Genomic DNA, 26,995 nt, shown 5'->3' on the forward strand with positions numbered 1-26,995 from the left:
CGCGCGTCTTATCAGACGCGCAAAGGTCGCTGTAGCACTTTGAGTTGCTGCATGTCGTTGTCCTTAAATCGAGGTCGATTTAAGGAGACATGCAGTAGACCGGCCCCTCACCCTTTGAACGCCGCCGCCGCATCCATTTCCTCGTGCAGCTTGCGCTCCTCGTCCGCGTGCGGACTGGTGAAGCGGGCGATGACGAGATAGGCGACCGGGGTCAGATACAAGGTCACGATCACCGCAAGTCCAAGGCCGCCGACGAGCACCCAGCCGAGTGCGATGCGCGCTTCAGCCCCTGCCCCGCTCGCGAGCACCAGGGGCACGGCGCCGACGATCGTGGCGATCATCGTCATCATCACCGGCCTCAGACGGATATTGGCGGCGTTCTCGATGGCGCTGCGCACGTCCTGGCCGCGGTCACGCAGCTGGTTGGCGAACTCGACGATCAGGATGCCGTTCTTCGCCATGATGCCGACCAGCATGACGAGACCGATCTGGCTGTAGATGTTCAGAGTATTGCCGGTCATGATCATCGCGAAGACGGCGCAGGCGAGGCCGAGCGGCACCGTCGACATGATGATGATGCCGCTGACGAAGCTTTCGAACTGCGCCGCCAACACCAGGAAGATAATGACGATCGCGAAGCCGAAGGTGATGAAGAGGCCGCTGGCGTTCTCGTCGAGCGTCGCGGCTTCAGCGAGCGGCATGACACGCGACCCCGGCGGCAGCAGCGGCTCGGCCATGTCTTCCACCATCGTCAGTGCCTCGCCGAGTGCGAGGTCGGATTTCAGGCCGGCCGACAGCGAGACGGCGCGGAGCTGCGATTCGCGTGCAAGCTGGGGCGCCACGGCCTTCTCCTCGATCGTCGCGATCGACGACATCGGCACGATCCGGCCGTCGCCGGCCTTGACGAAGATGTTCTGCAGGTCGGTGGGATCGTTGAGCGGCGTGGTGGAGGAGAGCAGCTTGACCGGATAGGCCTCTCCCTCGACAAAGATGTCGACGACGCTGCTGCCGTCGAGCATTGCCTGCATCGCCCAGGAAAGCGCACTGATGTCGACGCCGAGGTCGGAGGCGCGCTCGCGGTCGATGGTCACAGACAATTGCGCCTGATTCGCCTCGTAGTTCAGCCGCACGTTCTCGAAGCGGCCGGTATCTTCCATGGCCCGCACCAGTTTCGCCGCAGCATCGCCGAGCTTCGTATAGTCGTTGCCGACCAGCGCCACCTGGAGGCCGCTGCCGGCTCCCCGAATACCGAGGCTGTTGGGCTGTATGGCGAAGGCGCGGACCGAGGGAACCTTGGCGGTCACCTTGTTGATATCCGCGACGATCTGCTGCTGGGACCGCTCACGCTGCTCCCAGGAGGCGAGCGTCAGCACCATGAAGCCGCTATTCGCCGAACCGCCCTGGCCGGAAATCGAAAACACATTGGTGACTTCGCCGGATTTGACGAGCGGCTGCAGCCCCTCCTCGATCCGGCGCATCTGGGCCTGCGTATATTCGAGCGAGACGCCTTGCGGCGCGTTGATCCGGAGCATCACCTGCGACCGGTCCTCGTTCGGCGTCAGCTCCGATTTCAGCGTCATGAACGCCGCCGCCCCGGCAACTGTGAAGAAGGCGGCGACCGTGAAGACGACGAGCGGCGCATTGAGGCAGGCGCGGAGCGTCACGCGGTAGAAGCCGGCGGCACGCTGGCCGAAGCGCGCCATCGGGCCTTGATGCGCATGCGCCTCGCTGGTCAGCATGCGCGAGGCGAGCATCGGGCAAAGCGTCAGCGAAACGAAGGAGGACAGCAGGATCGAGAAAGCGAGCACGAAGCCGAATTCGCGGAAAAGCCCGCCTGTCTGCCCCGGCAGGAACGAGAGCGGCACGAAGACGGCCGCCAGCGTCGCAGTGGTCGCCAGGACGGCGAAGAAGACCTCGAGCGTTCCATGCACGGCGGCCGCGCGTGGACCCAGGCCTTCCGCTCGGCGGCGCACGATGTTCTCCAGCACCACGATCGCGTCGTCGACGACAAGCCCGGTCGCCAGCACGATCGCAAGCAGCGTCAGGATGTTGATCGAGAAGCCGGCGAGATAGATCGCCGCCACCGTTCCGACAAGCGCAATCGGCATGCTGATCGTCGGGATCAGCGTCGCGCGCCAGTCGAGCAGGAATAGATAGATGACGAGCGTGACGATGAAGACGGCGACGACCAGCGCGATCTCCACCTCATGGATTGCGCCATTGATGAACACCGCATCGTCGCTGGTGATCTTGAGCTCGGTGCCCGCCGGCAGGATGTCCGAGGAGATCGTATCGACCACCTTGCGCACGCCTTCGGAAATATCGACGGTGTTCGACTGCGCCTGGCGGATGATGCCGAGACCGATGCCCTGGCGGCCATTGGAGCGCAACGCCGAACTCCCGGTGTCCGGGCCGAGCGTCACCGTCGCCACGTCGCGCAGCCGGACATTGCTGCCGAGGATCAGGTTCTCGAACTGCTCGGGCGTCTGCAGGTCCGCAGTCGCCCGGACCGAGATCTCCTGGCTGGCGCTCGTCAGCGAGCCGGCCGGGACGTCGTAGGAAGCATTCGCCAGCGCCTCGCGCAAATTGGCGACGGTGACGCCGCGCCCGGCGAGCTTCGCCTGGTTGAGGTCGATGCGGAAGATCTTCTCCTGGTCGCCATAGACGGTGACATCGGCAACGCCCTCGACGGCCGCCAGCCGGTCGCTAATCTCGTTCTCGACCAGCAGCGTCATGTCCTCCATCGACATGGTGTCGGAGGTCAGCGCCAGGCGCATGATCGGCTGGCTGTCGGAATCGGCCTTGACGATGCGCGGCTCTTCCACGTCGTCCGGCAGCTGGCCGCTGATCCGGCCGAGCGCATCGCGAATGTCGTTCGCCGCCTGGCCGATGTCGGTCGTGTCGGAAAATTCAAGCGTCACGCGGCTGCGGCCGAAGGACGACGACGAGGAAATGCCCTTGATGCCCTGGACGCGCGACACCGCCCCTTCGATGACCGATGTCACCTCGCGATCGATGGTCTCGGGCGAGGCGCCCTCGAACTCAGTCGTCACCGATATGACCGGCTGGTCGACCTGCGGCAGCTCGCGGATCTCGATGCCGTTCCAGGCGGCAAGCCCCGCGACCACGATCAGCATGTTGACGACGAGTGCGAAAATCGGCCGGCGGATAAAGAGCGCGGTGAAGCCGGTCTTGCCGCCCTGCCCGCCGGGGTGACCGCCAATGCCGATGTTCATTGCGCGTCCCCCGCCACCTTCTGCTCGCGTTCGGGGCTTGCCTCGCCGGCTATGCGCACCGCGCCGCCGTCGCGAAGCCGCTGCACACCCTCGGTGACGATGCGGTCACCCTCGGCGATCTGCGCCTCGACCAGCACCTTGTCGGGATTGCGCTGGATGATCTTGATCGGCACGCGCTGGCTCTTGTCGCCGCTGACGCGCCAGATATAGGAGCCTTCCGAGCTCCACTGGATAGACAGCGGGTCGACGGTCGGATAGCGATCGCCGTCAAAGGCCATCGTGACCGAGAAGGACATGCCGGCACGCAGCATGTCGTCCGGATTTTCGATCCGCGCCCGCACCCGGAGCGTGCGGCTTGCCTGATCGAGGCGGTTGTCGATCGCATGAATGGCGCCGGTGAGCTGGCGGCCGGGTTGCGCCACCGCATTCGCGGTGACCGGCTGCCCCACGGAAATCTTGCTGGCGAAGCGTTCCGGCACCCAGAAATCGACCAGGATCTGCGACCGGTCATCGACGACGGCGATCGGCGTCGACGTGGTGACGTAGTCGCCGACATTGACGGTGATGATGCCGACGATGCCCTTCGAAGGCGCCACGACGTCGCGCCGCTTGAGATCGAGCTCAGCCGTCCTCAGCGCCAGTTCGGCGGCCTGCATGGCGATCTCGGCGTCGCGGATCTCGACCGCGGTAACCGCGCGGGCCGTTCCGAGATTGCGATAGCGCTCGACCTTTTCCCGGGCGCTGTCGCGCGTCAGCCGGGCCTGCTCGGCGGCAATCATCTGCTCGTCGCTGTCGAGCCGCGCGATCACCTGGCCCTCCTCGATCCTGTCGCCGGATTTTACCAGGATTTCCGTCAGATTACCCGTGGAAGCGGGCGTCACGGTCACCGAGCGGATTGCTTCGCCATTGCCGATGGCGTTCAGCCTATTGTTGACGATCGCGCTCTCAGCCGGCCTGACGACCACGAGCGCCGCGTCCGAGAAGCCGCGCCCACCTTCTCCGCGCCCGCCGTTGCGGGGGCCACCGGCTCCCTCGCCGCCCGCAGATCCGGAGAGCGCATCGATCAGCGGATGCGAAACACCAATCGCCCCCAGCGTTTCACCCGCTCCGGGGGCAAAGCGCACCCAGGCGGCTCCCCCGACGACGAGTACGAGGAGGCTGACCGCCAGTTGCTTCAAAAAGCGCATGCATGTCTCCGAATAAGATACGCGCTCCAGCGCGGCGCGTACCGGCGGAACGTTCCGAGTTGCCGCAAGTATCATTGTTTGCGCGCCTTCGGGCAATCTCGGAACGCCATCATTACGCATTTGTAATGAAAGCAGAATTTGTTGTCCGCATCATGGCGCCCCCGCATGCCGGCGCTCGTCGATCGCTGTTTACAGCCGCCGCGGCTCGGCTATTCTGCCTCATGAAACCGGACGTTGAAAAAGGGGGGAGAAAGCACATGTGCGATGCATGCGTGATCGAATCGGTAAAGCAGCAAATGTTGTCGCGGCGCAGCTTCTTCCGCGCCGCCGCTGTCGCATCGGCGGGCGCCGCGGCCGCCGGCATGGGGGTCGCGCCGCCGGCGCTTGCCACCGGCCATACGAGCGTCACCGACCTCACCCATGAACTCCATGAGGAGTTTCCGACCTTCTTCGGCCAGCAGCAGTTCTTCCGCGAGCAGAAGTTCAACTTTGCCGAACATACGTTCAACCTGTTCGAGCTCCGGGTGAACGAACATACCGGCACCCATGTCGATGCGCCGCTGCATTTCTCCGCCGACGGCCTCTCGGTCGCGGAACTGCCGGTCGAAAAACTCCTCGTGCCGCTCTGCATCGTCGACATTCGCGAGAGGGCGGCAGCCGACCCGGACGCGCAGGTCACACCCGAGGACATCAAGGCGTGGATCGCCGCCAATGGCGATGTTCCGGAGAATGCCTGCGTCGCCATGCTTTCCGGTTGGGCGGCCCATCTCGGCACGGAGAAGTTCCGCAACGCCGACGCCGAGGGCAAGCTGCACTTCCCCGGCTTCCATGTCGACGCAGCCAAGTTTCTGCTCCAGGAAACGAAGGCTGCCGGCATTGCCGTCGACACGCTCTCGCTCGATCACGGCATATCTCCTGACTTCGCCACCCACCGCGCCTGGCTGCCGGAGGGTCGCTGGGGGCTGGAAGCCGCCGCCAATCTCGACAAGCTACCGGCCAAGGGCGCAACGCTCGTCCTCGGCGCGCCGAAGCACCGCGGCGGCACCGGCGGGCCGGCGCGCGTTTTCGCCCTCGTTTAGAACCTCGGAAGGAAGCATCATGAGCACCGTTGCGCCGCCGTCCGACCCCGAATCGAACCTGCGCGTCAAGGCGGTTTTCGACGACATCCGCGCCACGCGGAAATCGGACTTCATCAACAATATGTGGCTGTGGCTCGCCTTCGATCCGGACCTGCTGGAACGCACCTGGGCGGAGGTCAAGGCGGTGATGGCGACGCCCTCGGCGCTCGATCCGCTGGTCAAGGAGATGCTGTACATCGCAGTTTCCGTCAGCAATGGCTGCGGCTATTGCATTCACTCGCACACCGCCGCCGCCAAGGCAAAGGGGATGAGCGAAGCCGAGCATGCCGATCTGCTGCGCGTCATTTCGCTTGCCGCCAAGACCAACCAGCTGGCGACCGCGCTGCAGGTCCCGGTCGATCCGGCCTTCGACGCCACGGCCGAACGATAGCGACATCGAAACACCAGCGCTGAAAACGCCTGTCTTTCCACAGGTTTGCAGAAATCCGACGAGACTCCGGAATAAAAGAAGAACATCCTTTCTGGCCTTTCGGTCCCGAATCACTACATTGGGCCGCATGAGCAAAGGTTTCGACGACATCCCCTTCTTCGACGAGGAGCCGGCGCCGCGCAAACCCGCCCCTGCCGCCGGCGGCATCGCGGCGCGCGCCATGGCTGCCCGCGACAAGGCGCAACGGCCGGACTATCTCTCCGGTCTCAACTCGGAACAGCGCGAAGCCGTCGAAACGCTGGAGGGCCCGGTGCTCGTGCTTGCCGGCGCCGGCACCGGCAAGACGCGCGTGCTGACCACCCGCATCGCCCATATCCTGTCGACCGGCCGCGCCTATCCCTCGCAGATCCTCGCCGTGACCTTCACCAACAAGGCGGCGCGCGAGATGAAGGAGCGCATCGGCGTGCTCGTCGGCCATGCGGTCGAAGGCATGCCCTGGCTCGGCACCTTCCACTCGATCGGTGTCAAGCTCTTGCGCCGCCATGCCGAACTCGTGGGGCTGAGATCCGATTTCACCATCCTCGACACCGACGACGTCGTGCGGCTGATCAAGCAGCTTATCCAGGCCGAAGGGCTGGACGACAAGCGTTGGCCGGCCAAGCAATTCGCCGCCATGATCGACACCTGGAAGAACAAGGGCCTCGATCCGGCGCATATCCCCGAGGGCGACGCCCGCGCCTTCGCGAACGGCAAGGGCCGCGAGCTCTACGCCGCCTACCAGAACCGCCTGGTGACGCTAAACGCCTGCGACTTCGGCGACCTGCTGCTGCACCCGATCCGCATGTTCCGCGCCAATCCGGACGTGCTCAAGGATTATCACGACAAGTTCCGCTATATCCTCGTCGACGAGTACCAGGATACCAACACGGCGCAATATATGTGGCTGCGGCTCTTGGCGCAGCGGCCGCAGAGCGGCAAGGCCGTCGTGAGAGAAACGCCTGCGGGCGAAGCCCGAGCCAGCCAAGGCTGGCCGGACGACGTTTCGTCCGCCCCCGCGGAGCGCAGCCGCGCAGGCGGCGACAGCGTGAGCGCAAACAAACAGCAGCAGATAAACATCTGCTGCGTCGGCGACGACGACCAGTCGATATACGGCTGGCGCGGCGCCGAGGTCGACAATATCCTCCGTTTTGAGAAGGACTTCCCGGGCGCCAAGGTCATCAAGCTCGAGCGCAACTACCGCTCGACCGAGCATATCCTCGGCACCGCCGCGCATCTGATCGCCCACAATGAGGGCCGGCTCGGCAAGACACTCTTCACCGAACGCAGCCACCCGGACGACGAGAAGGTGCATGTGCACGCCGCCTGGGATTCCGAAGAGGAAGCCCGCGCCGTCGGCGAGGAGATCGAACAGCTCCAGCGCCAGAAGCACAATCTGAACGACATTGCGATCCTGGTGCGCGCCTCCTTCCAGATGCGCGAGTTCGAAGACCGCTTCGTCACCCTCGGCCTCAATTATCGCGTCATCGGCGGCCCGCGCTTCTACGAGCGGCTCGAAATCCGCGACGCCATGGCATATTTCCGCCTCGTCTGCCAGCCGGCCGACGATCTCGCCTTCGAGCGCATCGTCAACACGCCGAAACGAGGCCTCGGCGACACCACCGTTCGAACCCTGCACGACTATGCCCGCGCCCGCGACATTCCGATGCTCGCCGCCGCAACCGAGATCATCGAGACCGACGAGTTGAAGCCGAAGGCGCGCAAGGCGCTGTTCGACGTCGTCACCGATTTCCGCCGCTGGCAGACCTTGCTCGAAACGACGCCGCACACGGAGCTTGCCGAACAGATCTTGGATGAGAGTGGCTATACGGCGATGTGGCAGGCGGACAAGTCGGCCGAAGCGCCGGGGCGGCTTGAAAACCTCAAGGAACTCATCCGCTCGATGGAGGCCTTCGAATCAATGCGCGGCTTCCTGGAGCATGTCGCGCTCGTCATGGATGCCGAGCAGAACGAGGACATGGATGCCGTGTCGATCATGACGCTGCACTCGGCCAAGGGCCTGGAATTCGACACCGTCTTCCTGCCGGGCTGGGAGGAAGGTCTCTTTCCGCATCAGCGGGCACTCGACGAGGGCGGCCGCGCCGGGCTCGAAGAGGAACGCCGCCTCGCCTATGTCGGGATCACCCGCGCCAAGCGCCGCTGTCACATCTGGTTCGTCTCGAACCGCCGCATTCACGGCCTCTGGCAGTCGACGATGCCGTCGCGCTTCCTCGACGAACTGCCGGTCGACCATGTCGAGGTCGCCGAGCAGGACGTCTCCTATGGCGGCTACAATCGCGGCGGCTATGGCCAATCCCGCTTCGACAAGGCCGATCCCTTCGAGAACAGCTACCAGACGCCCGGCTGGAAGCGCGCCCAGCAGCACCGCTCGGACGCCACCCGCGACAATTGGGGCAGCCGCTCCGGCCATGCCGTCGAACGCATCGGCTACGGCGAGTCAGGTCCCCGCACCCGCACCATCGAGGGCGAGCTCGTCGCCAAGTCGACGACTGCGGAACCGTCCCGCTTCAGCGTCGGCGACCGCGTCTTCCATCTGAAATTCGGCAACGGCAACATTGCCGCGGTCGAAGGCAACAAGCTGACGATCGATTTCGACCGCGCCGGACAGAAGCGCGTGCTGGAGGGGTTTGTGGAAAGAGTGTGACGCGCCCCCTCAGATCACCATCCGATACATCACGAAGCCCGACTTCTCCGCCACCTTGTCGTAGAGCCGCATCGCCTTGAGGTTGGTCTCGTGGGTCAGCCAGTAGACCCGCGAGGTGCCGGCGCGTCGCGCTGCTTCGAAGACCCCGTTGATCAGCGCCTCGCCGACCCCTCTGCCGCGGGCTGCCTCGTTGATGAAGAGGTCCTGGAGATAGCAGTTCGGCTGGATTGCCGTGGTGGTGCGGTGAAAGATGAAGTGGGTGAGCCCGACCAACCGGCCCTTGTTCTCGGCAACCAGGGCATGCATCGGTTCATAGGCATCGAAGAAGCGCGACCAGGTCATATGGGTGATGTCGGGAGCGAGTGCGGCTTCGCCCGAACGTCCGTAAAAGGCGTTGTAGCCCTCCCAGAGCAGCAGCCACTGGTCGTAGTCGCCCCGGACGACCGGGCGGATGGAAAGGTTTTCACTCATCGTCGAACCCACCGGAAAGGCCGTTGCGGGGGCGCCAGCATAACCCTTGATTTCGGCAAGGTCTATCTGGCAGCCGCATGCCGTCGATCACTGATTTTCATCCGAAGGGGCCCTTGCTGCGCTTTCTCCTTTCGCGCGCCGCATCAGCGCGATCACCTCGGCGTCGGTGGTTTGCTCGAAATCGTCGTAATAGATGCTGACCGCATGAAAGGGATGAGGCGTTGCGAGGCAGACGACCCGGTCCACTTGACGGCGAAGGCCGGCGATTGCACTCGGCGGAGCCACCGGGACGGCCACGACAAGTGCCGCAGCGCCCGCCTTCCGGAGCGCCTGGACGGCGGCCCTCACCGTGCCGCCGGTGGCAATCCCGTCGTCGACGAGGATGACCTTGCGCCTTGCCGGAGAAATGCGCGGCCGGTCGCCGAGGTAAAGTTCGCGGCGGCGCTCCAGTTCCAGGCGCTGACGCGACACCTCGGCATCGATATATTCCTGTGAGGGTTTGACCAGGCGCATGACCTCGGCGTTGAGCACCAGTTGCGGTTCGTCGCCATCGACGAGCGCGCCGAGGCCGAACTCGGCCTGTCCGGGAGCGCCGATCTTCCGTACGATCAGCAGTTCGAGCGGAGCACCGAGGACCGTCGCCACCTCGAAGGCAACCGGCACGCCGCCGCGTGGCAGCGCCATCACCAGGGGCTCGGCAATGCCCTCGCTTGCGATGGCAGCAGCGAGCCTTCGCCCCGCGTCGATCCGGTCTGCGAAGCAAGGTCTCTCATCCGACATGGAGCACGCTCCGGAGCATCGTCTGACAGGTTGAACCGATGCATATCATGAGAGGTATCGGCCCCTTAGGTTGGATGAATCGTCCGAGAACCGTGTGCTCCCGTATCCGACTGGATGGCGCGGGTGAAGATTCTTGTCGCAACCAGTGCGAGAAAGACCAAACGCTCAAATTGCAGCGAATTTGGCCGGCCTTCGTTAACACGGCGCCGCTACGAATTTGTTCACGCATACCGCTGCCCCGAAAGCCATCCGCTTCATTTTAGCACGACAGGCCGTTTCGAAATGAGCATTTTCCCTGCCATATCGGTCATTTCGCTTTTTGCCCTACTGCCCGCCCTTCTACGACTGCGAAGCTCCGAAAAGGCCGGCGTCCGGGAATTCGCGATCGCCTGCTCACTATCGGCGATTGCAACGGCGCTGCTGATGGCGGCGACGTCGTTCGGGTTTCCGCTCGCCGCAATGCCCGGCCATGCGGTGCTGATCTTTGCCCTTTTCGCGCTCTTTCTCGGTTTTCGCCGACTCGACGACCAATCCGCCTCAATCGGCTTCTGTGCTACGATGGCATTTGTTGCTGCGGCGGCGGGCCTTCTCGTCGATGCGGGCAGCGAGGACAGCTTCGGCGCGCGCATGATCGTTATCGCCGGCTGCGGCGCGGCTCTGCTTGTCGTCATCGGCCTCCCGGCCGTTGATGAATGGGCGAACGACAAGCCGGCTTTGCGCGCCGGCGTCCCCGGCCTTCTGACGGTCGCCTTTGCCGGGCTCGTTCACGCTGTCCGATCCGCGCCCGAGACCTCCCCTGAACTCTCGGCCTCCCCTTCATCGGTAGTCTTCGAATTCTCCCTTGCCTTTCTGCAGATACTCTTCCTCCCCACTCTTTTCGTCGCGGTTATCCTGACGATCGAGAATCGCGTCATCGTTGGTCTCAAGACGATGCTCGCACGTGACCCCCTGACGGGCGCACTGTCGCGCAGGGCGCTCATCGAAGACGGCGAGAAAACGATCGCCCATTGTCTTGCCGATCATCGTCCGGCGGCCTTCCTCCAGCTCGACCTCGACTATTTCAAGCAGATCAACGACCAATACGGTCACGCCTGCGGCGACATGGCGCTCGCCCATTTCGTCAAGACCGTGTCCGCTTTCCTCGACGGGCGCGGTATCTTCGGGCGGATTGGTGGCGAGGAATTCGGCATCGTGCTGCCGGACCATTCGGAAGAGCAGGCTGCAGCAGTCGCCGAAGCGATCTGCCGCGCCGTGCGCGACACGCCGGTTGGTCGGGCGCATCAGCGCATCCGCCTGACGGTCAGCATCGGCATCGCCGCAGCGGCAGCCGGCGACACGATCATGGACGTCATGATCCGCGCGGATCTGGCACTTTACGATTCCAAGGCCGATGGCCGTGATCGCTGCTCGATCGCCAGGCCTCGCCATATCGATGCCAGCGCCCGGGTGCTTGCAGCCGCCGCGGCGCAGCTGCGACAGGCCGACGTCCCTCACCAGGATCATATGCGCCACAGCGCATGAGCGCAGCAGCGGCTACGCGACATCTTGCATCGCCCGCGCCGCCACCTATGTGAACGGTGCTGCTCGTTGGAGGATCCCATGTCTCGCCGCACCCGCACCCTGCTCCTCGCCGCTCTGGCATTGACCGCCACGGCCGCGCCCCCTGCTCGCGCCGAGACAGTGGGCAAAGTCGGCGTCGACTGGCTCGGCAACGATATCAAGATCGATGCCGTTCGCGATCCGAAGGTCAACGGCGTCACCTGCCACGTCACCTATTTCGATCGCAGCGTCATCGACCGCCTGAAGAACGGCAACTGGTTCGAGGATCCCTCGAACAACTCGATCGCCTGCCGCCAGACAGGTCCGATCAGCATCGGCGATATCGATCTGTCGAACGAGGGAGAGGAAGTCTTCCGGTCCGGCCTGTCGCTTATCTGGAAGGATCTGCTCGTGACCCGCATCTACGACAAGGCGAACGACACTTTGATCTATCTCGCCCATTCGCGCCAATTGACCGACGGGTCGGCCAAGATGTCGATCACCACCGTTCCGCTCTTCGGCCAGACCGTCACTTGGGAAAAGGGCCGTCCCCAATAAGCACTGCCGCCGCAATTGCGGCGGCAGTATGCAAGCTGGCCCCTTCTGGGCCCGATTGCTCAGGACATCAGGGCGTCGGCGGAAAGATGCCGCGATAGTATTGGCCCTCACCCGACTCGTATCTTTCCCTGTAGGTGGTGCCACCGATGGGCGTAACGCGCTGTCCGTCGATGCTGCCCGTGGGCATGACGTCGACGTTCGACGGCGTGGTGCTACGCGGCATCAGCACGCGCGTATTGTTCTGCGTCCCCGGAGGGTTATGCGGGTCTATGCCCTGGTAATAGCTATCCGCGAAGGCTGGTGCGGCAACACCGGCAAGCGCGGACGAGAGGACGAATGCGGCGAATGATGTTTTTAGAGAAAATCTCATGACCTTAGCTCCTATCTCCATTCAGCATCCTCGCCTCCTGACGGATGCAACATGGCAGCATACGGCCTCCTAACGAATGCTGCTGTTACCAGCATAACACCTTTCGCTGCCTTGGCTTCCTCCGCACAGTCAATGTTTCGTCACGATTGCTCCTGCAACCGTGATGGAGATGAAGCAACTTTAACTTGACGCAGTGGCGGGCCTCGATGGCGCGAGATCCTGTCCACGGCCGGAAAAGCCGCGCCGGCGCTCACCTCGCTCGGCCGGCCGGCGGGCTTGCCGGGCTCCTGTCGCTCAGGGAACAGGAGCCGGTGGGATGATACCCTGGTAGTAGTCGCCCTGACCGCCGCCCTGGTACTCGTTCTCGTAGCGCTCGCGGACTTGAGAGGGCGATCCGCCGTAGATGCCCATCGGCACCGGCTCGACATACAGGGGTGCGGGGTCGACGTAGATGCTGCCGGTCGGCGCTGGATCAACATAGACGCCGCGATCGACGTAATACGGGCTCTCCACCATCGGGACGTATACCGACCCTCTGTTCTGCGTTCCCGGCGGATGATGCGGGTCGATGCCCTGGTAGAAGCCGTTCGCAAAGGACGGTGCGGCGGCTCCGGCAAGCGCGAACGAGAGGACAAATGCGGCGAATGAAGCTCTTGGAGAAACTCTCATGGCATTGCTCCTTGTCCGTTTCAGCATCCGACTTCAACGGACGCTGCGACTAACAGTATAAGATCTCCTCACCGACGCTGCACCTTCATAACTCGGATGCCGTGCAGGTGTTCCTGCACGCGAGCGTCACTGCCTCCCGACCAGCTAGCTGCACCTTTGCCCCTCGCCGGATCTACCGACGCCCCGCCGTAACGCAAAAGGCCCGCTCTCGCGGGCCCCTGCATGTGTCTCTACGAGCATCCGGGCCTATGCGGCCTGGGCCAGCTCGTCGGCAATGACCGTATCGAGGTTGAGGAAGCACACCATCGATTTCTCGAGCGCGACGATGCCGCGGCAGAAGGCACGCTGGGCCTCCGGAATGATTTCCGGCGCCGGCTGCAGGTCTTCGCTGCGGATCGTCATCATGTCCGAAACCTGCTCGACCAGGAGGCCGACGAGCTTGCCGTTGATATCGGTGACGATGATCGCCGAGCGCTCCGAGGGCTCGGTCATCCTCATGCCGAGCCGGCATGCCATGTCGATGACGGGGATCACCGCGCCGCGCAGGTTGATGAGGCCGAGCACGTAGGGCGGCGTATGCGGCATCGGTGTCACCGGTGCCCAGCCGCGAATCTCGCGGATCGCCATGATGTCGATGCAGAATTCCTGGTCCCCGAGGTGGAAGGAGACGATTTCGAGATAGGCGCCGGACTGCTTGATTGCGTTGCTCATGATCAGAATTCTTCCCAATTGTCACCGGAGGCCGTGACGGAGGGTACGGCGGCCGATGTGTTGCCGAAAGCGCCCGCCAGCTTGCCCATCAGGGCCTTGGCGGGAGATGGAGCCGGACGGGTGGATGCCTGGGCAGCTGCCGGCTGATGGAGAGCAACGGGTTTGGCGGCCACTGCCTTGCGTGCACCGGCCTGCATGCTCGAGCCTGCCGCGCTAGTCTTGATGGACGGCGCCGCCGCCGGAGCAGCGGCCCGCATCGTCGTTTCGCTGACCTGCCCGTTGCGGAACTGGCTCAGGAGCTCGCTGAGCTTCTCGGCATCCTGGGCGAGCGTGTGGCTCGCCGCATTGGTCTGTTCGACCATCGCGGCATTCTGCTGCGTCATCTGATCGAGCTGGCCGACCGCGGTATTTATCTCGTGGAGTCCGGTCGACTGCTCGCGCGCCGCCTGTACGATGGAGCTCATGTGTTCGTTGATGCGTGCGACATTTGTACCGATGCGGCCAAGGGCATCGCCGGTCGCCTGAACCAGCTTGACGCCGGTTTCGACCTCGGTACCCGAGCGCGTGACCAGCGCCTTGATGTCCTTCGCAGCACCCGCCGCCCGTTGCGCGAGCTCGCGGACCTCCTGAGCCACGACCGCAAAGCCCTTGCCGGCGTCGCCGGCCCGCGCTGCCTCGACGCCGGCATTAAGCGCCAAGAGGTTCGTCTGGAAGGCGATCTCGTCGATGACGTTGATGATCTTGCCGATCTCGTTGGATGCGCCCTCGATCCGGGCCATGGCGGAGATCGCCTCGCCGACGATGCGACCCGATTCCTCGGCATTGACGCGCGTCTCGCCGACCATGCGGCTTGCCTCTTCGGCGCGGTCGGTCGCCGTCTTGACGGTGACCGTGATCTCTTCGAGAGCCGCCGATGTCTGCTCGAGCGATGCCGCCTGCCTTTCCGTCCGCCGCGCCAGATCGTCGGCGGCACTGCGCATCTGCCGGCCGTTGGCGTCGATCGAGATCACGTTCTCCTTCACATTGCCAAGAACATGGCTCAGCCGGTCGACCGTGTTGTTGAAGTCACGCCGGAGCGTGTCGAGTCCCTCCTCGAACGGCTCGCGGATCGATACTGCGAGATTGCCTTCGGCAAGTTGATTGAGCGCCCGGCCGAGAGCGTCCACCGCCGCCTTGATGCGGCCGACCACCTGCTCGCGCTCGGCAGCCTGGTTTTCGCGGTCCCTTTCCATCTCGTTGCGGCTTGCGGCGGCATGCTGTTCGAGCGAGCGCTTTTCCATTGCTGCGGTCCGGAACAGATCGACCGAGCGGGCCATCTCGCCGATTTCGTCGCTGCGGTCCAGGGCGGCGACGGCCGACGTCAGATCGCCGGAGTGGATGCGCTGCATGCTGTCTCGTAGCCCGAGGATACCCCGGCGAAGCGCGTTCCCGTGGAACCAGATCAACCCCAGCATGCCGGCCATGGCTAGGATGCCCACAAAGGATTGCAATAGGAGCGCGTCGCTCGAAGCGACGCGCGCTTCCTCGGTACGCGCCGTGGCAAGATGGGCCGCAGCGTCGGTGATTTCAGTCAGGAGGGCATTCATGCGTTCGCCGCCGCCGTCGATCGCATCGTCCAGGCGGCCGAATTCCTCCGCCGGCGCGCCGTCCTCCACCAGCCTCTTCAAATCTACTTCAATCGCCTGGCGGAGTGCGGCGAGGTCGGATCCGAAACCCGCGAGCTGCCCGGATTTGCCAAGCAGCCGCGCCAAGGCTTCGAGATCGGGCATCTTCGCGTCGAGCAGGGCGAGCGACTCCTTGATCTGCGTCGCCCGCTCCGGCTGGATCCTGCCCTCCTCGCGGTCGATGATCGTATCCATCGCAATGAGTACCAGTTCGATACTGGCAAACCGCATATCCTCGGCGGTTTTCATGCCTTTCTCAGCGATGATCGCCTTCTCGAGCGCGGCTTCAGAGCGACTGTTTTGGTAAAAGCCGACCCCAAGCACGCAGCCGAAACCGAGAAAGGCCGCTGCTGCGAGCGTCGCCAGCCGCTGGCTGACAGAGAGGGTGCGGGTTTCGGAAGGAGACGTGGTCATTTGACTGGCAGTCCGTGGCAATGGACCTGCCCGACGCGAGCGCGGTCCTCCGTTGCGATCGATGCGGATAGCCGGGCTCGATCAACCGGATGACCTCATGTCATGTCGAAGTGGTGGCACTCCTCCGCGTCAGCCGATAGTGTCAAAGAGACCTTAAACAATCGCTAATACACCGTTCCCACTGCCTCGAAGAAGCCGGATGGGACGGCCTCTTTTCTTGCCGTTTTGTGATGCTATGATCGTCTCATGCGCACGGATACGAACAGATCCCTTTCTCCCCTCGTGCTGACCCTTCTCACCGGGGGGTTCGCGCTAGTCTGCCTCTTCGCATTCCAGGGCTGGCTCGCCCATGGCGCGGATATTTTCCTCGCGCTCGCCGAAACGGGCGTTTCCTGGTGCTTCTAGGAAAGCGCAAGCGGAGCAAGTAAGCCCTCAAAACGGGAGCGAAACGCCTGCGGCAATTGGGCCTTTGCGCCGGTTGCGACGAAGCGCTATCAAAGCCTCCATGTTCATCGACGGCCGGCAATCGGCCGCAACAGGCCGGTGGCAATGATGAAGTCAATCCGCATCGCCCTTTGGGCAGCCATCCTCGTCATGGTGGCCCTCCTGGGCTGGCTCACTTACGACATGACCCAGCCGAAACAACAGGCGTCGGCCGGCCCCTTCGGCGTGCCCTTCACGCTGGTGGCCCAGAACGGCCAGCCGATCACCGAGAAGGCGTTCGCCGGCAAGCCGACCGCCCTCTTCTTCGGCTTCACGCATTGCCCGGAAGTCTGCCCGACCACACTGTTCGAATTGAATGGCTGGCTTGAAAAGGTCGATCCGGAAGGCAAGAGGCTGCAGGCCTATTTCATCACGGTCGATCCGGAACGCGATACGCCGGAGATCCTCGGCCAGTACGTCTCCAACGTGTCGAAGCGCATCACCGGCATCTCCGGCCCGCCGGACAAGGTGCTCGAAATGGCCAAAGGCTATCGGGTCTACTTCAAGAAGGTGCCGGTTGACGAAGCGAAGCCTGATGGCGACTACACCATGGACCACACCGCTTCGGTCTTCCTGATCGATGCCGACGGAAAGTTCAGCGGCACGATCTCCTATGGCGAAAACCCCGAAACCGCGGTCAAGAAGCTCGAAAACCTCGTAAGGGGTTGAGGGCAGTTGCATAGCCTCGAAAGCGCCGGTCATCCGGCGCTTTGCGTTTATGCGCCAATCATGTTAGCGGCGGCCCGCGCGCCCGATCGAAGCGCGCAAAGGCCGTTGGGGCAGCCGAAGGGAAAAACCTTGAGCGAGATACGTCTTTTCGTCACCACCACCGAGAAGCAGGCGGCAGCCGTTCTCGACGTCATCAGCATGATCTTCGAAGACGAGGGTTACGCCGTTGCGACGATGGAAATCGACGAGAAGCGCGACGTCTGGGAAGCCTCCGTCTACATGATGGCGCACGAAGAGGAGAGCGTCGGATCGCGCCTTGCCGATGCGCTCGCCGCCGAATTCTCTCATCTTCCGATCGAGCGCGAGGTGCTGCCGGAGATCGACTGGATCGCCAAGTCGCTGGAAGGCCTCGCACCGGTGCGCGCCGGCCGTTTCGTCGTCCACGGCTCGCATGATCGCGACAAGGTGAAGACCGGCGAGATCGCCATCGAGATCGATGCCGGGCAGGCCTTCGGTACGGGCCATCACGGGACGACCGCTGGCTGCCTGGAAATGCTCGCCTCCGTGGCCCACTCACGTTGCATTCGCAACGTCCTCGACCTCGGCACCGGAAGCGGCGTGCTGGCGATTGCCGCCTGGAAGCTCCTGCATGTACCGGGGCTCGCAACCGATATCGATCCGATTGCTACCCGCGTCGCAACCGAGAATGCCCGCCGCAACGGCGTCGTCGCCGGCCTGACCTTCGCGACCGCGCCCGGATTTCATTCGACCGCCTTCGGCGCCCATGCCCCCTTCGATCTCATCATTGCCAATATCCTGGCGCGGCCGCTGATGAAGATGGCACCCGAGCTCGTCGCGAATCTTGCCCCCGGCGGCTCGGTCATCCTTTCCGGCATTCTTGCCGAACAGCGCTGGAAGGTGCTCGCCGCCTATAATGGCCAGCGGCTCAGGCATGTTCGGACGATCTGGAGAAACGGCTGGGTGACGATCCACCTGACGAAATAGGTTTGGCCGTGCAAAGCGCCGCTCCGGGCGGCGCCTCATCTTTCCTGCCGCTCGGCAGCCCAAAATGAAAAGGCCGCCCAATCCTTCATGGAGGGCGGCCTTTTCGAAACAAAGGCGATGCCGGAGCATCGCCCGCTGGCCGGCTTTTGACCGACCATGCCCGCGAGCTTGAGGAGGAGGAGCGCTCAAGCGGGCTCTACCGTTCCGAAATTGGCCACCTTGAGGGAGGAGGAGAACAGATGACCAATTATCTCGGAACTGCAGTCTTTTGAACTGCCGGACCTTCGTCCGTGTTCGTTGGCGCTCTTATACCCCATTATTTCAATAGAGAAAGATACACTGGCGCATGGGAGCCATGCGGGCAGCGCATATGTATGACAAATGGAGTGAGGCGGTGCGCGGTCGTCGCGCATGGCAGAATGTCGCCTCTTTCCCCCGAAGCGCCCTTTCCGCTAACATGGCACCACCTTCCCTGCGGCTCTCCGCCAAACCCAATTGGAAATTGTCATGTTTCAGTCCTTCGACGTCACCTCCACGCCCCAGTTCGGCAAGGAGCGGGCCACCGCGCTGCGTGCCGCTTTCGCGCCGCTCGGCATTGACGGCTTCCTCGTGCCGCGTGCCGACGAATTTCAGGGCGAATATGTGCCGGTCTCATCCGAGCGGCTGTCCTGGCTGACCGGCTTTACCGGATCGGCAGGCGTCGCCCTTGTCACGCAGCGGGAGGCAGTCGTTTTCGTCGACGGACGTTACGTGACCCAACTAAAGGAGCAGGTCGACGGCAGCGTCTTTACCGGCGGCGACCTCGTTGGAGAGCCGCCGCATATCTGGCTGGACGTGCATGCGCCGAAGGGGTTCCGTCTCGGCATCGATCCCTGGCTGCATACCGCGGCGGAGGTCCGCCGGCTCGAAAAGGCGCTTGCGGCAATCGGCGGCGCGCTCGTCTTCCTCGACCACAATCCGCTCGACCGGCTCTGGACCGACAGGCCCGCGGCTCCCCTCGGCGGCGTGACGATCCAGCCGATCGAGCATGCGGGCCAATTGGCCAAGGACAAGATCGCCGCGATCGCCGCGACGGTGGAAAAAGCCGAGGCAGCCGCGGTGGTATTGACCGACCCCTCCTCCGTCGCCTGGACGTTCAACATCCGCGGCAGCGACGTACCGCACACGCCGCATCCGCTGGCCCGCGCCGTCATTCATGCGAACGGTCGCGCCGAGCTCTTTCTCGACAAGCGGAAGACGGGGATCGAACAGGAAGCCTATCTGACCCAGCTTGCGGATATGCTGCCGCCCGGCGATTTTGGCGATCGGCTTGCATCGCTCGCCGCGAGCGGCGCCGCGATCATGATCGATCCGGATCTCGCTCCCTTCGCCATTGGCGAACTGATCCGTTCGAGGGGCGGTGTCATCGTCGAGGCCATCGATCCCGCCCGCCTGCCCCGCGCCCGCAAGAACGCTGCAGAGATCGCCGGATCGCTGCGCGCGCACCTGCAGGACGGAGCGGCGATGGTCGAATTCCTCGCCTGGCTCGCCGGAACGGAGCCCGGCAGCCTTACGGAAATCGGCGCGACCAAGAAATTGGAGGCGGTTCGGGCCGCTGTCGGCGAGCGCATGCAGAACCCGCTAAAGGACATTTCCTTCGATACGATTGCCGGCGCCGGCTCGCACGCCGCGATCATGCACTACCGCGTCACCACCGACACCGACCGGCCGATCGAGGCAGGAACCATGTTCCTGATCGACTCGGGTGCGCAATATATAAACGGCACGACCGACATCACCCGCACCGTCGCGATCGGCAGCGTGCCGGAGGAGCAGAAGCGCTTCTTCACCCTGGTGCTGAAAGGCATGATCGCAATCAGCACGGCGCGGTTTCCCAAGGGGTCCCGCGGTGTCGATCTCGACCCCCTCGCCCGCATCGCGCTCTGGAAGGCGGGTGCCGACTATGCGCACGGCACCGGCCATGGAGTCGGCTCCTACCTCTCGGTTCACGAGGGCCCGCAGCGGATCGCCCGGCTTGCCACCCAGGAACTCCTGCCCGGCATGATCCTTTCCAACGAGCCCGGCTACTACCGCCCCGGCGCCTTTGGCATTCGCATCGAAAATCTTGTCGTCGTGCGTGAAGCCGCGCAGATCGCAGGCGGCGATCTGCCGATGCTCGGCTTCGACACGCTGACCTATTGCCCGATCGATCGGCGGCTCGTGCTGCCGGCCCTCTTGAGCGACGAGGAACTTGCCTGGCTGAACGATTATCATGCGGAGACGCGGGAGAAGCTGATGCCGCTCATTGCCGGCGAGGAAACGCGCCAGTGGCTGAAGGCCGCAACGGAAGCCGTTTCACGTTGAGTCAGCTGTGTAGGTGAGAGGTCGGTAGGGAGGCCCGGCGGCGTGGGCTGGGGCTACAGGGGGCAGCCGGGCCTCCGTTGGGAGGTTTGATGTCTCAACCAACAACGCCGTTATATGCACCCCGGCGCTCGCGTGTAACCCGAGAATTTTACTGGATTGCCGGCAAATCTCCGAATTTTCCGCCTCGGCAAGCCTGGGGCGGAAGCTGAAAAGCCGGAACCAGACCGGCTTCTCCCTCAGATCCCGAGCATTTTCTTTGCTTCGCCGAGGGCTGCTTCCGAACCGGCATGATCGCCGGACTGGTGCAATTGCTCGCCCTGCGCGCGCAGCTCCTTGACCTTGGCCATGTCAGCCTCGGAAAGCGAGGCGTTCGGAATGGCGGCGTCGATTGCGGCCATCATTGAAGGGCACTGGTTGGCGAAGGCGGCCATAGGCGCGAGGGCCAGCATAAGGGCAAACGTGATCCTGGTAATCATTGTCGCTCCTCCACGGCCGGAGGGCTCATGCCTCTCCGGCATTGGATGAATGATAATCCATGACGGTGCCGGCGCCAATGCACCGTCGCGCAACCAAAAGGATGCTGCGAGCCCACGACTACAGGATCACGTGGCGGATCGCCATCACCACGACCCAGCCGACGAGCAGCATCCGCAGCGTCGAGAAGCGGAGCCCCGCGGCGAAGGCGACGAACATCGAAGCGGCCACGTCGAAGCCGCCATAGACGAAAGCGGGTGCCACGAGCGTCGTCAGCACGGCCGCCGGAACAGCGTTCAGCGCCGCCTCGAGGCGTGGGGGGATGTGCTTCAACTGCGTGATCAACACATAGCCGCCGACCCGCGTGGCAAACGTGGCGACCGCCGCGGCGATGATCAGGTAGAGCAGGTTGAGGTGCTGGGCATCCACGGCTCAGGCCTCCCTTTCGATTGCAGCCATTTCCCTTGGCTGCCGATCCTGCGGCAAGCACGCGGCAAGCACTACGCCGACAAGCGCGCCGATGCTCACATGCCAGGGCGAACCGACGAAGTGCATGGCCGCAACCGAGGCGACCGCGCTCGCCGCGACAACGGGCAGGAAGCGGTCGCGCTTGCGGAAACCGAGAACCAGCCCCAGGAAATAGATCGGCAAGAGCACGTCGATGCCGATGACCCTGGGATCGCCGATCAACTGTCCGAAAACAGCGCCCATTGCCGTGGTGATGAGCCAGGGGAAATAGATGATCAGGCCGAAGCCGAGATACCAGGAAAAGCTGACCGGAAGCCCGCACTCGGCCCGCCTCTCGCTTTCCGCATATTGGGGATCGATCAGCAGGAAGAAGGCGAAGAACTTCTGAACCAGCGTGAAGTGGCGGATGTGCCTGGCGATCGAGGCCGAATAGAGCACGTGCCGGAAGTTGACGGCGAAGACCGACAGCACCACCAGCCAAGGCTGGACATTGTTGCCGAACAGCTCGATGCCGACCATCTGGCTGGCACCGGCATAGACCATGGCGCTCATGAACACCGCATCGGCGATCGTAAAGCCGTTGTCGACGGCGAGCGCCCCGAACAAGGCGCCGAAAGGCGATGCCGCCATCATGATCGGGAAGCCGCCGCGCAGCCCCTCGCGGAACTCGTCTCTGTCCATGGATTTCCTCCGGTCGGAGCCCGGCGCGAGCGGCACTCGCAAGCTCTTCGTGCGGGACAGATAGGCCCTCGGGGAAGCCGCTACAATTCAATTACACTGATGCACAGATTGAATTTTATGATGATTGGTCAGGAGGCCCCTGCTGGTTTCCGGCAGTGAAGGGCGCCCGCCCTTAGGGACGGATCGTCCTGTCACGCGATTCTGCCCCCTCATCCCGCTGCCGCGACCTTCTCCCGGCTTCTGGCGGGGAGAAGGCTAAAGCCGTGCTCTCTTAAGTCCCCTTTCCCCGTTTGCGGGCCGAGGGGCAGAGATTGCGATTGCCGTGGCGCTTAACGCTTCGCCTGGAACGTATGCTCGATCCCCGGGAAGGAGCGCGCCTTCACCTCATTGGCATAGTCTTCCGCTGCCTTGGAGATCGCCGGGGCGAGCTCGGCGAAATGCTTGACGAAGCGCGGCTTGAAATCGTTGAAGATGCCGAGCATGTCGTCCGAGACGAGGATCTGGCCGTCGCAAGCCGGGGACGCGCCAATGCCGATGGTCGGCGAGCGCAATGTCGCGGTAATCTCGCGCGCGACCGGCTCGACCGTGCCTTCGACGACGATGGCAAAGGCGCCGGCGTCGTCGATCGCCTTGGCGTCGCGGCGGATCTTCGCCACTTCCTTCTCGTTCCGCCCCACCGAGCGGTAGCCGCCGGTGGTGTTAACCAGCTGAGGCATCAGTCCCACATGGCCGAGCACCGGAATGCCGCGGCTGACGAGGAAATCGACCGTCTCGGCCATTTCCGCGCCGCCCTCGAGCTTCACGGCGCTGCAGCCCGTTTCCTTGAGCACCCGCGCGGCGCTGCGGAAGGCCTGCTCCTTCGATTCCTGATAGGAGCCGAAGGGCAGGTCGACGACGATGCAGGCCCGCTCCGAGCCGCGCATCACCGCCTGGCCATGAGCAATCATCATGTCGAGGGTTACGCCGACGGTCGTGTCGAGGCCGTAGAGCACCATGCCGAGCGAATCGCCGACGAGCAGGAAATCGACATGCGGGTCGAGAAGCCGCGCGATCGGCGTCGTATAGGCTGTGAGGCTGACGATCGGACGTTCGCCCTTCAAGGCTTCGATACTGGCGGGGCTGAGCCGCCGTTTCGTGGTCTGGACGCTCATGTCAGGCAACCTTTGCAAAACGGGCGGATTTCGGAGCGATGACGCGATTGTCGAGCAGCTTGGTCGCGCCGAAGCGGACGAAAAGCAGGAGCAGCACCGGCTTGTCGCCGATCTCGCCGACCGGCTCGAGCGTCTCGGGATCGCGTAGCGCCACCACCTCGGGGCATGCCAACGGCTCGCTCGACAGGAAATCGGTGACGCCCTTCTCGACAACGGCCGGATCGGTGACGCCGCTCGCGATCAGCTGCTCGGCCTCGTCGAGCGCTTTCGGCACGACCGCCGCCGCCCGGCGTTCATCGGCAGTCAGGTAGACATTGCGGGACGAACAGGCAAGCCCATCGGCTTCCCGGACTGTCGGCACGCCGACAACGGTGACGGGCTGAGCGAGATCCGCGACCATGCGACGGATAATCTGCAACTGCTGAAAATCCTTCTCGCCGAAATAGGCGCGATCCGGCTGGACGATATTGAAGAGCTTGGTGACCACCGTCGCGACGCCGGCGAAGTGCCCGGGCCGCACCGAGCCTTCGAGCTCGGAGCCGAGCTTCGGCAGGTCGACGATCGTCTCCATCGGCTGCGGATACATGTCGGCAACACCCGGCGCGAAGAGGAAATCGACGCCGCCTTCCTCGAGCATCTCCTGATCGCGAGCGAGATCGCGCGGATATTTCGCGAGATCTTCGTGCGGACCGAACTGCAGCGGGTTGACGAAGATGCTGGCGACGACCACGTCGTTCTCGCTGCGGGCGCGGCGCACGAGCTCCATATGGCCGACATGAAGATAGCCCATGGTGGGCACCAGCCCGATCGTCTTGCCGCCGCGCCGGTGCTCGGCAAGGGCTGCGCGCAGCTCGGCGATAGTCGCTATCGTCTTCATCTCCGGACCCTCCAATCCGCCGGGGCGGGAAAGACGCGCCCCGCTTCGCTGATATGGCGAGAAGCCAGCCCCGCGAAAAGGCAATTGCACAAATTTTGGCTGCAAGGTCTATCTTGTGCAGCGCAAAAATACAAATGGAATTGGTGTGCGCCCGTTACCGCGGACGGAGGTAAGCCAGCCCTTGAAAGCCGTTTTCCCGGCGCCAGATAAATCTCTTTCCTACCTGTCGGCAGAAGACGTCCGCCTTCGTCCTTGGCCCGTCAACATCATCACGAGGAACGCTTCCATGCGCATGATTTTCGTTAACCTTCCCGTCAAGGACCTGAAAGCCTCGCGGTCCTTCTTCTCCTCCCTCGGCTTCACATTCAACGAGCAATTCTCCGATGATACGGCCGCCTGCATGGTCATCGACGACAATATCTTCGCCATGCTTCTGACCGAGCCGAAATTCCGTAGCTTTATTGTCGGCGAGATCAGCGACACCGCGCGCGCCACGGAGGTCATCACCGCGCTTTCCGCCGGCAGCCGGGCCGAATGCGACGAGATGTTCGACAAGGCGATCGCCGCCGGCGGCAAGCCCTGGAAGCCGGCGATCGACTACGGCTCGATGTATGGCGTGAGCTTCCAGGACCTCGACGGCCATGTCTGGGAATTCATGTGGATGGATATGTCGGCCGAGCAGCCCGCCTGATCGACAGGGTGCAAGAGACCCTCTCCGCACCGCCGACGCGGTGCGGCTGGATTCCTGTGACAAGCACAGGAATGAGGAGTGAGAGGCGGCGCCCGCTCCGCATTACCCGCCGATCAATGCCAGCCACTCGTCCTCGTCCATCGTCTGGACGCCGAGCTCGTGGGCCTTATCGAGCTTCGAGCCGGCGCCGGGACCGGCCACCACGATGTCGGTCTTCTTCGAGACGGAACCCGCCACCTTAGCGCCAAGGCTTTCGGCCTTCGCCTTCGCCTCGTCGCGGGTCATCTTTTCGAGCGAACCGGTGAAGACCACGGTCTTGCCGGCGACCGGGCTGTCCGTCGCCACCCGTGTTTCCGCGCTCTCCGGCGTCACCTCTTCGAGAAGATCGGCAACGACTTTCAGGTTGCGCGGCTCCTTGTAGAACTCGACGATGGCACGCGCGACGACTTCGCCAATGCCCTCAATGCTGTTGAGCTCATTCCAGGCATCCCCGGCGAGGCTGCCCGCCTCCACCATTGCGGCGCCGAAGTGCTCGTAAGTTCCGTAAGAGCGCGCGAGCAGCTTGGCGGTCGTCTCGCCGACATGGCGGATGCCGAGCGAGTAGATGAAGCGATGCAGGGCGATCGAACGGCGGGCGTTGATCGCCTCATAGAGCTTGCGAACGCTGACCTTGCCGAAACCTTCTATGTTTTCGAGCTTAGTGAGCGACGCCGCCTGACGGCGCTCCAGCGTGAAGATGTCGGGCGCGGTCCGGATCGACAGCGTCGGATCCTCGCTTTCGAAGAAGAATTCGATCTGTTTCGATCCCAGCCCCTCGATATCGAAAGCGTGGCGCGAGACGAAGTGCTTCAGGTGCTCGACCGCCTGCGCCCGGCAGACGAAGCCGCCGGTGCAGCGGCGCACGGCGTCCACCTTGCCGGTCTTCTCGTTGATATCGCGCACGGCATGGCTGCCGCAGACCGGGCATGTGGTCGGAAACCTGTAGGGCTCCGCCCCCTCTGCCCGCTCATCCATCACCACGTCGACGATCTGCGGGATGACGTCGCCTGCCCGCTGGACGATCACCATGTCGCCGATGCGGATGTCGCGCCCCTCGCGGATCGGCTCACCGCTGTTGCCGAGGCCGCGGACATAGTCCTCGTTGTGGAGCGTCGCATTGGTGACGACGACGCCTCCGACGGTGACCGGCTCCAGCCGCGCGACCGGGGTCAATGCGCCGGTCCGGCCGACCTGGATGTCGATCCCCTTGAGCCGCGTGAAGGCCTGTTCGGCCGGGAACTTGTGCGCCGTCGCCCAGCGCGGGCTCCGTGAGCGGAAGCCGAGCCGTGCCTGCAGGTCGAGACGATCGACCTTGTAGACAACGCCGTCGATATCATAATCGAGATCCGGCCGCTCGCGCTCGATATAGTGATAGTGCTCCAGCAATTCGTCGGCGGAGGAGAACCGCTGCATCAGCGGATTGACCGGGAAGCCCCAGGCCTTGAAGGTCTCGACCATGCCGAACTGCGTATCCGCGGGCATTGCCGACATCTCGCCCCAGGCATAGGCGAAGAAGCGCAGCTTGCGGCTCGCCGTCACCTTCGCGTCGAGCTGGCGCAGCGATCCGGACGCCGTGTTGCGTGGATTGACGTAGAGCGGCCTGCCCTGGGCCGCCATTTCGGCATTGAGAGCGGCAAAATCGGATTTCGCCATATAGATCTCGCCGCGGACCTCGACGACGTCCGGCGCATCGGCCGGCAAGGCCTGGGGGATCATGCGGATCGTGCGGATATTGGCGGTGACGTTCTCTCCCGTCGTGCCGTCGCCGCGCGTCGCTGCCGTGACCAGCCGGCGGTTCTCGTAGCGCAGCGACATTGAGAGCCCGTCGATCTTCGGCTCGGCGGTGAAGGCGATGGAATGGTCGGGGAGCTTGCCCAGGAAGCGGTAGATGCCGGCTACGAAATCGCGCGCATCCTCGTCGGAAAAGGTGTTGTCGAGCGAGAGCATCGGCCGGGCATGGACGACCGCCTGGAAGGTCAGCGAAGGCGCCGCGCCGACCTTCTTCGAGGGACTATCCTCGCGGACCAGCGCCGGAAAGCGCTGCTCGATCAGATCATTTCGACGCTTCAGCGCGTCGTAATCCGCGTCCGAGATCTCCGGCGCATCCTGCCCGTGATAGAGCGCATCGTGGCGGGCGAGTTCAGCCGCGAGGAAGGCAAGTTCCTCCGCCGCTTCGCTTTCGGTCAGTTGCTCGACGGGCTTGTTCTCGTTCAGCATGGATGGCGACTCCGGATTGGGAGTCGTTTTTACTGCATGATTCTTTAAATCGGAATCGATTTGAGGACAGAATAATTCAGCGTTTCAA

General features: G+C 63.7%; 24 protein-coding genes. 10 read left to right on the forward strand and 14 right to left on the reverse strand.

Annotated elements, in window-relative coordinates; translation table 11 throughout:
• Nucleotides 1–107 precede the first annotated feature (107 nt).
• Together NXT3_RS12160 and NXT3_RS12165 are read right to left on the reverse strand one after the other, a co-directional pair.
• Nucleotides 108–3,236 (reverse strand): efflux RND transporter permease subunit, encoded by a 3,129-nt coding sequence (locus tag NXT3_RS12160; RefSeq protein ID WP_097525351.1) that lies wholly within the window; start codon nt 3,234–3,236, stop codon nt 108–110.
• The gene (locus tag NXT3_RS12165; RefSeq protein WP_097525350.1) at nt 3,233–4,423 is read right to left on the reverse strand and encodes an efflux RND transporter periplasmic adaptor subunit; all 1,191 of its coding nucleotides are present in this window, start codon (nt 4,421–4,423) and stop codon (nt 3,233–3,235) included. The genes NXT3_RS12160 and NXT3_RS12165 overlap by 4 nt, the downstream gene beginning before the upstream one ends.
• A 257-nt stretch (nt 4,424–4,680) precedes the next feature.
• Here NXT3_RS12165 and NXT3_RS12170 point away from each other — a divergent pair, with 257 nt between their 5' ends.
• The 3 genes from NXT3_RS12170 to NXT3_RS12180 all read left to right on the forward strand — a co-directional run bounded on the left by NXT3_RS12170 (nt 4,681) and on the right by NXT3_RS12180 (nt 8,633).
• The gene (locus NXT3_RS12170; RefSeq protein WP_104839408.1) at nt 4,681–5,502 is read left to right on the forward strand and encodes a cyclase family protein; all 822 of its coding nucleotides are present in this window, start codon (nt 4,681–4,683) and stop codon (nt 5,500–5,502) included.
• Between the two features lie 19 nt (nt 5,503–5,521).
• Nucleotides 5,522–5,932 carry a carboxymuconolactone decarboxylase family protein gene (locus NXT3_RS12175; protein WP_037415560.1) on the forward strand — a complete coding sequence of 137 codons (411 nt, stop codon included), beginning with the start codon at nt 5,522–5,524 and terminating at the stop codon, nt 5,930–5,932.
• A 127-nt stretch (nt 5,933–6,059) separates the two neighbouring features.
• A complete protein-coding gene (locus NXT3_RS12180) occupies nt 6,060–8,633 on the forward strand; it encodes an ATP-dependent helicase (protein WP_097525348.1) in 2,574 nt (857 codons plus the stop codon).
• A gap of 9 nt (nt 8,634–8,642) precedes the next feature.
• On the opposite strand, the gene NXT3_RS12185 is transcribed toward NXT3_RS12180, so the two are convergent.
• The gene (locus tag NXT3_RS12185; RefSeq protein WP_037415551.1) at nt 8,643–9,104 is read right to left on the reverse strand and encodes a GNAT family N-acetyltransferase; all 462 of its coding nucleotides are present in this window, start codon (nt 9,102–9,104) and stop codon (nt 8,643–8,645) included.
• Nucleotides 9,105–9,191: 87 nt separating this feature from the next.
• Nucleotides 9,192–9,884 (reverse strand): phosphoribosyltransferase, encoded by a 693-nt coding sequence (locus NXT3_RS12190; protein ID WP_097525347.1) that lies wholly within the window; start codon nt 9,882–9,884, stop codon nt 9,192–9,194.
• A 282-nt stretch (nt 9,885–10,166) separates the two neighbouring features.
• Here NXT3_RS12190 and NXT3_RS12195 point away from each other — a divergent pair, with 282 nt between their 5' ends.
• On the forward strand, nt 10,167–11,405 hold the full coding sequence (locus tag NXT3_RS12195) for a GGDEF domain-containing protein (protein WP_199773286.1): 1,239 nt from the start codon (nt 10,167–10,169) through the stop codon (nt 11,403–11,405).
• Between the two features lie 78 nt (nt 11,406–11,483).
• Entirely contained in the window at nt 11,484–11,981 is a 498-nt protein-coding gene (locus tag NXT3_RS12200; protein WP_097525345.1) for a CreA family protein, read from the forward strand.
• Between the two features lie 67 nt (nt 11,982–12,048).
• On the opposite strand, the gene NXT3_RS12205 is transcribed toward NXT3_RS12200, so the two are convergent.
• The 4 genes from NXT3_RS12205 to NXT3_RS12220 form a co-directional block, all read right to left on the reverse strand.
• Nucleotides 12,049–12,351, reverse strand: coding sequence for a hypothetical protein (locus NXT3_RS12205; protein ID WP_037415569.1), 303 nt, complete (start codon nt 12,349–12,351; stop codon nt 12,049–12,051).
• A 294-nt stretch (nt 12,352–12,645) separates the two neighbouring features.
• A complete protein-coding gene (locus NXT3_RS12210; protein WP_097525344.1) occupies nt 12,646–13,020 on the reverse strand; it encodes a hypothetical protein in 375 nt (124 codons plus the stop codon).
• A 246-nt stretch (nt 13,021–13,266) separates the two neighbouring features.
• A complete protein-coding gene (locus NXT3_RS12215; protein WP_104839410.1) occupies nt 13,267–13,731 on the reverse strand; it encodes a chemotaxis protein CheW in 465 nt (154 codons plus the stop codon).
• 2 nt (nt 13,732–13,733) lie between these two features.
• Entirely contained in the window at nt 13,734–15,809 is a 2,076-nt protein-coding gene (locus tag NXT3_RS12220; RefSeq protein WP_097525343.1) for a methyl-accepting chemotaxis protein, read from the reverse strand.
• Nucleotides 15,810–16,055: 246 nt separating this feature from the next.
• On the opposite strand from NXT3_RS12220, the gene NXT3_RS31980 reads away from it, so the two are divergent.
• From NXT3_RS31980 to NXT3_RS12235, 4 genes are all read left to right on the forward strand, one after another.
• Nucleotides 16,056–16,214 (forward strand): hypothetical protein, encoded by a 159-nt coding sequence (locus NXT3_RS31980; RefSeq protein ID WP_097525342.1) that lies wholly within the window; start codon nt 16,056–16,058, stop codon nt 16,212–16,214.
• A 147-nt stretch (nt 16,215–16,361) separates the two neighbouring features.
• The gene (locus NXT3_RS12225; protein ID WP_097525407.1) at nt 16,362–16,961 is read left to right on the forward strand and encodes an SCO family protein; all 600 of its coding nucleotides are present in this window, start codon (nt 16,362–16,364) and stop codon (nt 16,959–16,961) included.
• Between the two features lie 129 nt (nt 16,962–17,090).
• The gene (locus NXT3_RS12230) at nt 17,091–17,966 is read left to right on the forward strand and encodes a 50S ribosomal protein L11 methyltransferase (RefSeq protein ID WP_037415522.1); all 876 of its coding nucleotides are present in this window, start codon (nt 17,091–17,093) and stop codon (nt 17,964–17,966) included.
• 507 nt (nt 17,967–18,473) lie between these two features.
• On the forward strand, nt 18,474–20,309 hold the full coding sequence (locus tag NXT3_RS12235; protein ID WP_104839411.1) for an aminopeptidase P family protein: 1,836 nt from the start codon (nt 18,474–18,476) through the stop codon (nt 20,307–20,309).
• 236 nt (nt 20,310–20,545) lie between these two features.
• Here the strand turns inward: NXT3_RS12235 and NXT3_RS12240 are convergent, their stop codons facing one another.
• The 5 genes from NXT3_RS12240 to panC form a co-directional block, all read right to left on the reverse strand.
• Complete coding sequence (locus NXT3_RS12240; protein ID WP_037415517.1) at nt 20,546–20,785, reverse strand: PA2433 domain-containing protein; 240 nt, start codon at nt 20,783–20,785, stop codon at nt 20,546–20,548.
• 118 nt (nt 20,786–20,903) lie between these two features.
• Nucleotides 20,904–21,212 (reverse strand): branched-chain amino acid transport AzlD family protein, encoded by a 309-nt coding sequence (locus tag NXT3_RS12245; protein ID WP_037415515.1) that lies wholly within the window; start codon nt 21,210–21,212, stop codon nt 20,904–20,906.
• A gap of 3 nt (nt 21,213–21,215) precedes the next feature.
• Entirely contained in the window at nt 21,216–21,932 is a 717-nt protein-coding gene (locus NXT3_RS12250) for an AzlC family ABC transporter permease (RefSeq protein WP_104839412.1), read from the reverse strand.
• A 329-nt stretch (nt 21,933–22,261) separates the two neighbouring features.
• Nucleotides 22,262–23,083 (reverse strand): 3-methyl-2-oxobutanoate hydroxymethyltransferase, encoded by an 822-nt coding sequence (gene panB / locus NXT3_RS12255; RefSeq protein ID WP_037415510.1) that lies wholly within the window; start codon nt 23,081–23,083, stop codon nt 22,262–22,264.
• Between the two features lies 1 nt (nt 23,084).
• Nucleotides 23,085–23,960, reverse strand: coding sequence for a pantoate--beta-alanine ligase (panC, locus tag NXT3_RS12260; RefSeq protein ID WP_037415506.1), 876 nt, complete (start codon nt 23,958–23,960; stop codon nt 23,085–23,087).
• Nucleotides 23,961–24,246: 286 nt separating this feature from the next.
• Between panC and NXT3_RS12265 the strand changes: the two genes are divergently transcribed.
• On the forward strand, nt 24,247–24,651 hold the full coding sequence (locus NXT3_RS12265) for a VOC family protein (protein WP_037386935.1): 405 nt from the start codon (nt 24,247–24,249) through the stop codon (nt 24,649–24,651).
• Nucleotides 24,652–24,753: 102 nt separating this feature from the next.
• On the opposite strand, the gene ligA is transcribed toward NXT3_RS12265, so the two are convergent.
• Nucleotides 24,754–26,907: an NAD-dependent DNA ligase LigA gene (ligA, locus tag NXT3_RS12270; protein WP_104839413.1), complete on the reverse strand. Its 2,154-nt coding sequence runs from the start codon at nt 26,905–26,907 to the stop codon at nt 24,754–24,756.
• Between the last annotated feature and the right edge of the window lie 88 nt (nt 26,908–26,995).

Origin of the sequence: Sinorhizobium fredii (assembly GCF_002944405.1) — a bacterium.
GTDB lineage: Bacteria > Pseudomonadota > Alphaproteobacteria > Rhizobiales > Rhizobiaceae > Sinorhizobium > Sinorhizobium fredii_C.

Bases quoted from the DNA above. Each gene is read 5' to 3' on its own strand.
- NXT3_RS12225 (WP_097525407.1), top strand. From the start codon at position 16,362: ATGAAGTCAATCCGCATCGCCCTTTGGGCAGCCATCCTCGTCATGGTG.
- NXT3_RS12210 (WP_097525344.1), bottom strand. From the start codon at position 13,020: ATGAGAGTTTCTCCAAGAGCTTCATTCGCCGCATTTGTCCTCTCGTTC.
- NXT3_RS12235 (WP_104839411.1), top strand. From the start codon at position 18,474: ATGTTTCAGTCCTTCGACGTCACCTCCACGCCCCAGTTCGGCAAGGAG.
- NXT3_RS12205 (WP_037415569.1), bottom strand. From the start codon at position 12,351: ATGAGATTTTCTCTAAAAACATCATTCGCCGCATTCGTCCTCTCGTCC.
- NXT3_RS12195 (WP_199773286.1), top strand. From the start codon at position 10,167: ATGAGCATTTTCCCTGCCATATCGGTCATTTCGCTTTTTGCCCTACTG.
- NXT3_RS12160 (WP_097525351.1), bottom strand. From the start codon at position 3,236: ATGAACATCGGCATTGGCGGTCACCCCGGCGGGCAGGGCGGCAAGACC.
- panB (WP_037415510.1), bottom strand. From the start codon at position 23,083: ATGAGCGTCCAGACCACGAAACGGCGGCTCAGCCCCGCCAGTATCGAA.
- panC (WP_037415506.1), bottom strand. From the start codon at position 23,960: ATGAAGACGATAGCGACTATCGCCGAGCTGCGCGCAGCCCTTGCCGAG.
- NXT3_RS12165 (WP_097525350.1), bottom strand. From the start codon at position 4,423: ATGCGCTTTTTGAAGCAACTGGCGGTCAGCCTCCTCGTACTCGTCGTC.
- NXT3_RS12265 (WP_037386935.1), top strand. From the start codon at position 24,247: ATGCGCATGATTTTCGTTAACCTTCCCGTCAAGGACCTGAAAGCCTCG.
- NXT3_RS12240 (WP_037415517.1), bottom strand. From the start codon at position 20,785: ATGATTACCAGGATCACGTTTGCCCTTATGCTGGCCCTCGCGCCTATG.
- NXT3_RS31980 (WP_097525342.1), top strand. From the start codon at position 16,056: ATGCGCACGGATACGAACAGATCCCTTTCTCCCCTCGTGCTGACCCTT.
- NXT3_RS12215 (WP_104839410.1), bottom strand. From the start codon at position 13,731: ATGAGCAACGCAATCAAGCAGTCCGGCGCCTATCTCGAAATCGTCTCC.
- NXT3_RS12170 (WP_104839408.1), top strand. From the start codon at position 4,681: ATGTGCGATGCATGCGTGATCGAATCGGTAAAGCAGCAAATGTTGTCG.
- NXT3_RS12220 (WP_097525343.1), bottom strand. From the start codon at position 15,809: ATGACCACGTCTCCTTCCGAAACCCGCACCCTCTCTGTCAGCCAGCGG.
- NXT3_RS12200 (WP_097525345.1), top strand. From the start codon at position 11,484: ATGTCTCGCCGCACCCGCACCCTGCTCCTCGCCGCTCTGGCATTGACC.
- NXT3_RS12250 (WP_104839412.1), bottom strand. From the start codon at position 21,932: ATGGACAGAGACGAGTTCCGCGAGGGGCTGCGCGGCGGCTTCCCGATC.
- NXT3_RS12185 (WP_037415551.1), bottom strand. From the start codon at position 9,104: ATGAGTGAAAACCTTTCCATCCGCCCGGTCGTCCGGGGCGACTACGAC.
- ligA (WP_104839413.1), bottom strand. From the start codon at position 26,907: ATGCTGAACGAGAACAAGCCCGTCGAGCAACTGACCGAAAGCGAAGCG.
- NXT3_RS12175 (WP_037415560.1), top strand. From the start codon at position 5,522: ATGAGCACCGTTGCGCCGCCGTCCGACCCCGAATCGAACCTGCGCGTC.
- NXT3_RS12180 (WP_097525348.1), top strand. From the start codon at position 6,060: ATGAGCAAAGGTTTCGACGACATCCCCTTCTTCGACGAGGAGCCGGCG.
- NXT3_RS12190 (WP_097525347.1), bottom strand. From the start codon at position 9,884: ATGTCGGATGAGAGACCTTGCTTCGCAGACCGGATCGACGCGGGGCGA.